At 59.4% G+C, this 6727-nt stretch carries 8 protein-coding genes; 1 reads left to right on the top strand and 7 read right to left on the bottom strand.

Annotation, left to right across the window (positions count from 1 at the left end):
* Positions 1 to 2340, top strand: a 2340-nt coding sequence (gene purL / locus H0V78_07050) for a phosphoribosylformylglycinamidine synthase (protein MBA2351534.1), incomplete at its 5' end; no start/stop codon positions are given.
* Between the two features lie 285 nt (positions 2341 to 2625).
* Here the strand turns inward: purL and H0V78_07045 are convergent.
* The 7 genes from H0V78_07045 to H0V78_07015 all read right to left on the bottom strand — a co-directional run bounded on the left by H0V78_07045 (position 2626) and on the right by H0V78_07015 (position 6696).
* Positions 2626 to 3561 (bottom strand): peptidylprolyl isomerase, encoded by a 936-nt coding sequence (locus tag H0V78_07045; GenBank protein MBA2351533.1) that lies wholly within the window; start codon positions 3559 to 3561, stop codon positions 2626 to 2628.
* A gap of 78 nt (positions 3562 to 3639) precedes the next feature.
* Positions 3640 to 3954, bottom strand: a complete 315-nt coding sequence (locus H0V78_07040; protein ID MBA2351532.1) for a BolA family transcriptional regulator — start codon at positions 3952 to 3954, stop codon at positions 3640 to 3642.
* A complete protein-coding gene (locus H0V78_07035) occupies positions 3951 to 4253 on the bottom strand; it encodes a YciI family protein (GenBank protein MBA2351531.1) in 303 nt (100 codons plus the stop codon). Before H0V78_07035 ends, H0V78_07040 begins: the two co-directional genes overlap by 4 nt.
* 43 nt (positions 4254 to 4296) lie before the next feature.
* On the bottom strand, positions 4297 to 4851 hold the full coding sequence (locus H0V78_07030) for a septation protein A (GenBank protein ID MBA2351530.1): 555 nt from the start codon (positions 4849 to 4851) through the stop codon (positions 4297 to 4299).
* A gap of 111 nt (positions 4852 to 4962) precedes the next feature.
* Positions 4963 to 5217: a hypothetical protein gene (locus H0V78_07025; protein MBA2351529.1), complete on the bottom strand. Its 255-nt coding sequence runs from the start codon at positions 5215 to 5217 to the stop codon at positions 4963 to 4965.
* Positions 5165 to 5557, bottom strand: coding sequence for a helix-turn-helix domain-containing protein (locus tag H0V78_07020; protein ID MBA2351528.1), 393 nt, complete (start codon positions 5555 to 5557; stop codon positions 5165 to 5167). Before H0V78_07020 ends, H0V78_07025 begins: the two co-directional genes overlap by 53 nt.
* A 167-nt stretch (positions 5558 to 5724) precedes the next feature.
* Positions 5725 to 6696, bottom strand: coding sequence for a Gfo/Idh/MocA family oxidoreductase (locus H0V78_07015; GenBank protein MBA2351527.1), 972 nt, complete (start codon positions 6694 to 6696; stop codon positions 5725 to 5727).
* Positions 6697 to 6727 lie beyond the last annotated feature (31 nt).

Genomic DNA, 6727 nt, shown 5'->3' with positions numbered 1-6727 from the left:
TCGCAGGAGCGCTACGTTCTCGCCCTGGCGCCCGAAAATCTGGCGAGGTTCCGCGAGTTGTGCGAGCGCGAACGTTGTCCGTTCGCGGTCGTCGGCGTCGCGACTGCCGAACCGCATCTGACGGTTGCCGACGACCATTTCGCTAATCTGCCGGTCGATGTCGAGCTCGGCATGTTATTCGGCAAGCCACCGAAAATGATGCGGCGCGTCGCGCGTGTGCAACGCGAGCCCGCAAAGTTCGACCTCAGCGACATCGATTTGCGCGAAGCGGCGTACCGCGTGCTGCGCATTCCCTCGGTCGCCGACAAGACGTTCCTGATTTCGATTGGCGACCGTACCGTCGGCGGGCTGACAGCGCGCGATCAAATGGTCGGACCGTGGCAGAATCCGGTCGCCGATGCAGCGGCGACCCTGGCGGATTTTCAGGGTTATCGCGGCGAGGCGTTTGCGATCGGCGAGCGCGCGCCGCTCGCGCTGATCGATGCCGCGGCTTCCGCGCGCATGGCAGTCGGCGAGGCGCTGACCAATCTCGCCGCTGCGCCAACCGACCGCATAGGCGATATCAAGCTATCCGCGAACTGGATGGCGGCGGCTGGACATCCCGGCGAAGACGCCGCGCTTTATGATGCGGTTCATGCCATCGGCATCGAACTGTGTCCGCAACTCGGCATCAGCATTCCGGTCGGCAAGGATTCGCTGTCGATGAAGACGACGTGGCGCGACGGCGATCGCGCGAAAGCGGTGATCGCGCCGTTGTCGCTCGTTATCTCGGCGTTTGCGCCGATCAGCGATGTGCGAAAAGTGCTGACGCCGCAATGGCGGATCGATATCGAATCCAGTGTTCTGCTGCTGGCGGATCTTGGCGCAGGCCGCAATCGCCTCGGCGGTTCGGCGCTTGCGCAGTCGTATCGAAGCCTCGGCAATGTCGCACCGGATATCGACGATCCGGCCAGGCTGAAAGCGTTTCTCGAAGTGATTCAGCACTTGAACGGCGCGGACAAAATCCTCGCTTACCACGATCGTTCCGACGGCGGTCTTTTTGTGACCTTGTGCGAGATGGCTTTCGCCACGCACAGCGGTGTGACCATCAACCTCGATAGCGTCTGTTATCAGGAAAGTTTTGGCGATGTCGACGGCGCCGAAATTCGTTACGACGCGTTCAAAGGCGTCCACGATGCGCGCGTGATCGGCGCTTTATTTGCCGAGGAGCTCGGCGCGGTCTTGCAAATACGGAAATCGGATTTGCGCGAAGTCATGCAGACATTCAGCGATGCCGGCCTCGGCCCGATGACGCATGTGATCGGCGCGCCGGACAAGAACAATGAGCACGAAGATCAGTTGCGCATCGTGCGCAATGGCAAGGCGATATTGTCCGAATCGCGCATCGCGCTGCAGCGCGCCTGGTCGGAGACGACGTTCCGTATGCAGATGCTGCGCGACAATCCCGCCTGCGCGCAGCAGGAATACGACCGCATTCTCGATGCCGGCGATCCCGGTTTGCACGCCGATCTGAGTTTCGAGCCGGCCGAGGACATCGCCGCGTCCTACATCAGCGAAGCCGGCCACAGCGCGCGGCCGCGCATCGCGGTTCTGCGCGAGCAGGGCGTCAACGGCCACACCGAGATGGCGGCGGCATTCGATCGCGCCGGCTTCGCCGCTGTCGATGTGCACATGAGCGATTTGAGCGCCGGCCGCATGAGCTTGCGCGATTTCCACGGCTTCGCCGCGTGCGGCGGATTTTCCTACGGCGATGTGCTTGGCGCGGGCGAAGGCTGGGCCAAATCGTGCCTGTTCAACGCCCGCGCACGCGACGAATTCGAAGCATTTTTCCAGCGCGCGGATACTTTTGCGCTCGGCATCTGCAACGGCTGCCAGATGATGAGCAGTCTGCGCGACGTCATCCCGGGCGCGGCGCTGTGGCCGCGATTCGTGCGCAATCGCTCCGAACAATTCGAAGCGCGCTTCGTGATGGTAGAGGTGCAGCCCAGCCCCTCGCTGTTTTTTGACGGGATGGCCGGAAGCCGGCTGCCGATCGTGGTATCGCACGGCGAAGGCTATGCCGAGTTTGCCGATCCCGGGCAACTGCAAGCCGTGCAAGCGCTGGTTACGCTGCGCTATATCGATAATCACGGCGCGGTGACGGAAAATTATCCGGCGAATCCGAATGGTTCTCCGTTCGGCATCACCGGGATGACGACGCCGGATGGCCGCTTCACGGTTCTGATGCCGCATCCGGAACGCGCATTTCGCAGCGTGCAGAACTCGTGGCACCCGAAGGCGTGGGGCGAAGAGGGCGCCTGGCTGCGCCTGTTCAGAAATGCGCGCAAGTGGCTGGGTTAGCGAAGTAACCGGGCCGACGGCCACGCAAATCGTTCCGAAAGTCAGTCGCTGGCAGTGCCAAGAAAATCCGGAGGTCAGGGTGCCGCAGGCTGCCTTGACAGCATCGGTGGGCAATCTTTGTCAGGGAGCTTGCGCGCCCTGACCTACGCTTAATCTGTAACGAGGGGCCGTAGCGGCGAGATGGTTGGGATCGAGACGCAAATGAAAAAACGGGCGACTTGAAGCCACCCGTTTTTAGTAATTCCTCTACGAAAGATGGCGGCGAAGAAACCGCAGCGGCGTTTGCTACTCTATTTTAGCTTTCGCTTTTAACTCGTTGATCGCTTTCTCTCTTTGATGTTGCTGCATGCCTTGCTGCAACTGCGGTTTGACTTCCTCGAATCCGGGAAACTTGTAGGGGCGCTCGTCCTCGAGCTTGATGACATGATAGCCGAACTGGGTTTGCACCGGCGTCTGGGTGTACTCGCCTTTTTTCAATTCCTTCAGCGCATCGCCGAACGGGCCGACGTAATTTCCGGTGGTGCTCCAGTCGAGGTCGCCGCCTTTGGCTTTCGAGCCGGGGTCTTTGGATTTTTCGCTCGCCAGCTTTTCGAAGCTGCCGCCTTTCTTCAATTGCGCGATGATGTCCTTCGCGTCCTTTTCGTTCTCGACCAGAATGTGGCGCGCTTTGTATTCCTTGACGTCGCCCTGCACGGTCTTCACCTTCTCGTATTCCTCGCGCATGGTTTCGTCGTTGACCGGATGCGTCTTGGCGTAATCCTCGAGATAGGCGTTGATCAGGATCGATTGGCGCAAAAGGTCGAACTGGGTCGCGACTTCGGGATTGTTGTCGAGCCCTTTTTCCTTCGCGGCCTGCGCAATGATCTCGCGCGTGATGAGCTCTTCTTTCAGATTTTCGCGAAGCTCGGGCGTATCCGGCTGGCCCTGGGCGGCGCGCGCCTTGACCATCAGTTCGAGCTTCGATTGCGGAATCGCCACGCCATTGACGGTCGCGACCGGATCGTTCGGAGCAGCAGCCGCAACGGGATCGCCCGGCTTGACCTCCTTGCCTTCCGGCGTTGCGGCTGCCGCGTCCTTGCTATCGTCTTTCGCTGGCGCGGGCGCCTCGGTTTTGACTGCCGGCGCGACGTCGCCGGACTGAATTGCGGGCTTCGCCGCGTCTTTGCTGCACGCTGAAAGCAGCAGGACGCCACCGGCGATAACGCCGGCCAATAGCCTCATTTTTTGGGCAGATAAACGCATGATATTTCCTTTAGGTTGCAACAATGGGAGGGCTGAAAAACAGGGCCCAGGCGGGGGCTAAATACTGCGGGCTGGCGAGGTCTTTGCCTCTTCGGGCGCGTATGCCTGAATTGCAAGCGCGTGAATTTCCTTGTGCATCAGATCGCCGAGGGCGTCGTACACGAGGCGGTGGCGCGTCATCGCGCGCTTGCCGGAAAATTCCGGCGAAACGATGAGCAGACGATAATGGCCGCCGCCGTCGCGGGCGCCGGCATGCCCCGCGTGTTTGTCGCTGTCGTCCGCGATCTCGATCTGCGATGGCGCCAGGCACGCGAGTTTCTGGCGGATTCTGTCCTGGATCGAAACGCGACCGGACGATGCAGGATCGGTCATGCCGGAAACACCTTCTTCAAGGGTTTGACCTTGACGCTTGCGTACACGCCAGCCAGCGTATACGGGTCCGCGTCAGCCCAGCTCTGCGCCGCCTCAGTCGATTCGAACTCGGCCACGATCAGGCTGCCGCTAAAACCGGCCGGCCCGGGTTCGGGGCTGTCGATCGCCGGAAAGGGGCCGGCCAGAATCAGGCGACCGACATCCTGCAAATCTTGCAGACGGGCCAGATGCGCCGGCCGCGCACCCTTGCGTTTTTCGAGGCTCGCTGCCACATCCTCCCCGATGATCGCGTATAGCATCATGCCCGGCGCACCATGCTCGGCCGCGTTGCTTCACTTTTCGTCATGGCTCACTTCCTTCAGTTCCTTTTTCTTCAATGATATAGCGCGACATCAGCAATCCTTGCAGGAGGACGAATACGAACATCGCGCCGAGGCCGCCAAACAACTTGAAGTTGACCCAGAAATCAGTCGAAAAGTTGAATGCAACGTAAAGATTCACAAAGCCCATCACGGCGAAAAATCCGACCCAGCTCAGATTCAGCTTGGTCCAGATATGGTCGGGCGCGGTGAGCTGTTTTCCCATCATCAACCGAATCAGATTTTTGCCGAACAAAACCGCCGAAAGCAGCAAGGTGGCGGCGAATACCCAGTACAACACGGTCGGCTTCCATTTGATGAAAGTCTCGTCGTGCAGCAACAGCGTGGCGCCGCCAAACACGACGATGATGCCCAAACCCACCCACAACATGGTGTCGACGCGGCGATGGCGTAACCACATCCAACCGATTTGCGCGAAGGTCGCGGCGATCGCAACGGCGGTCGCGGTGTAGATACCCGCAACCTTGAAAGCGATAAAAAACAGGATGATCGGAAAAAAATCGAACAGAAACTTCATGAGATCTGGGGAACGGCGTATCAGGTAAGCAGATGACTACCTGACCACGAGCTTCCCGGCGCGGCGAAAGGCGCGATTATGAGGCTTCACGCCGGTACTGTCCATGCGCTTCTATCCGGCATAAATCGCGCTGCCGGTCGCGGGCGTATCCGCTTCAACTCGCGCTTTCAGATGCGAATTGCCGTTTCGATTCGGAATCGAGCTACCGTGCGGGCATCGCTTTGTATGCCCGAGCAGCGCGTCGATTTTCTCCTCGAATTCGCAGGAAATATGATGTTCAAGCCGCTCCGATTCGTTATGCGCCTCGTGCAAATCATATTTCAGCACCTGCACCAGAAAACATTCGAGAAGCCGGTGGCGGCGCACGATTGTGAGCGCGCCTGGCGGCCTTTCTGGTCAGGCTGACGACCTGGTAAGGCGTACGGGCGATCAGCGCCTGTTGCTCCATCTGTTTGAGCATTTTGGAAACCGCGGGAGGGCTGACTCCCAGCATCGCGGATAGATCGGTGGTGCCGGTTTCCAGCGCTGTTTCCGTATGGCGCTCGGACAGACTCCAAATCGCATTCAGATAATCTTCCTTCGAGGTCGTAACTTTTTTCCGGTGTTTGCCATAGTCGCCGTCATTTCGCCAATCGTGATTGCGACAACAAAAAGCCGTCAGCGTGTTGAAGGCCGAATCGGCATGCCGGTCCGATTTATTATGCAATATGCACTGCGGTTAAATTTAGGCGAGATACCGCTTTCGCGCAATGGTCTTTAAACGGAGTTAAGTTGCTGCGCGCGAATCGCCCGGAAGGCGAGGCAGTTGAAGTAAAAGCGAAGAACGGGCAGCGGGCTGACGGCAGCGCCGAATGCGGCCTCGAAAAGGAGGCCCTAACCTTTCAGCATCTGGTCCATCACCCAGGACGTGCGGGCGGCGCTTTCGCCCGTACTTGGGCAGGTTCCAATACCGTTGAGTTCGTCCACGATATTCTGGATCAGCGGTTGCTGAATGTGCGGAGGATCGTCGTACGAAAACTTCGTCACGCCTTTCGGCGTGGTCAAAACGACAGGCTGCGCGGCAAATGTCGTATACGCAATCTTGCCTGCGGTTCCCACGATTTCGGTGCGGTCACATCGCTCAAAGCCGGTAAAGCACCAGGTTCCCACGCCGTGCACGCCGGACTCGAATACGAAAGTTCCGGTAACGATATCCTCGGCTGGGTATAGATGGGCTTGATTGGAAGCAAAGCCCTGTACAGAGCGGATCGGGCCGAGAACATAATCCAGGACGTCCAGCATATGGGAAGCCAGGTCCACAAACCGGCCGCCACCGGCTATTTCCGGAATGACTCGCCACGGCAGCGTCTGTGGATCGAGATCCGCAGGGGCCAGGGGTTGGTAGAGGGTCACAGTAACGAAACGCGCTTCACCGATGGCTAGTGTGTCGATCAGCTCCTTCACTTTGCGAAACCGGGATAAAGCCCGCCGGTAGTAGGCGACGAACAGGGGCGCACCGGCTGCCGCGCACGCCGCAATCATCGTTTGGCATTCCGCGAAGTTGAGCGCCATCGGTTTCTCGACATAGACCGGCTTTCCAGCTTCTGCGCCGAGCACGGTATATTCCTTGTGAAAGGCCGGGGGCGTGGCGATGTAAACGGCATCGACTTCGCGATCGTGGATCAAGGCTGCGGCATTGTCGTACCAGCGGGGCACGCCATGCCGTTTGGCATAATCTCGGGCAAGTTCCCCGCTGCGGCGCATGACGGCCACCAGACTGGAGTGCTCCGCGTTCTGGAAACCAGGACCGCTCTTGATTTCGGTGACCGCGCCGCAACCGATAACGCCCCAGCGTATCGTTCGCATCTCTTTCATGATCGGCGCCTGGTCCTTCACC

It is taken from the genome of Burkholderiales bacterium (assembly GCA_013695435.1).
Lineage (GTDB): Bacteria > Pseudomonadota > Gammaproteobacteria > Burkholderiales > JACMKV01 > JACMKV01.
This window is presented reverse-complemented; position numbering and strand designations above follow the sequence as displayed.

Excerpts from the sequence above, each read along its gene's own strand:
- H0V78_07045 (MBA2351533.1), bottom strand. The coding sequence starts at position 3,561 with ATGAGGCTATTGGCCGGCGTTATCGCCGGTGGCGTCCTGCTGCTTTCA.
- H0V78_07040 (MBA2351532.1), bottom strand. The coding sequence starts at position 3,954 with ATGACCGATCCTGCATCGTCCGGTCGCGTTTCGATCCAGGACAGAATC.
- H0V78_07035 (MBA2351531.1), bottom strand. The coding sequence starts at position 4,253 with ATGCTATACGCGATCATCGGGGAGGATGTGGCAGCGAGCCTCGAAAAA.
- H0V78_07030 (MBA2351530.1), bottom strand. The coding sequence starts at position 4,851 with ATGAAGTTTCTGTTCGATTTTTTTCCGATCATCCTGTTTTTTATCGCT.
- H0V78_07015 (MBA2351527.1), bottom strand. The coding sequence starts at position 6,696 with ATGCGAACGATACGCTGGGGCGTTATCGGTTGCGGCGCGGTCACCGAA.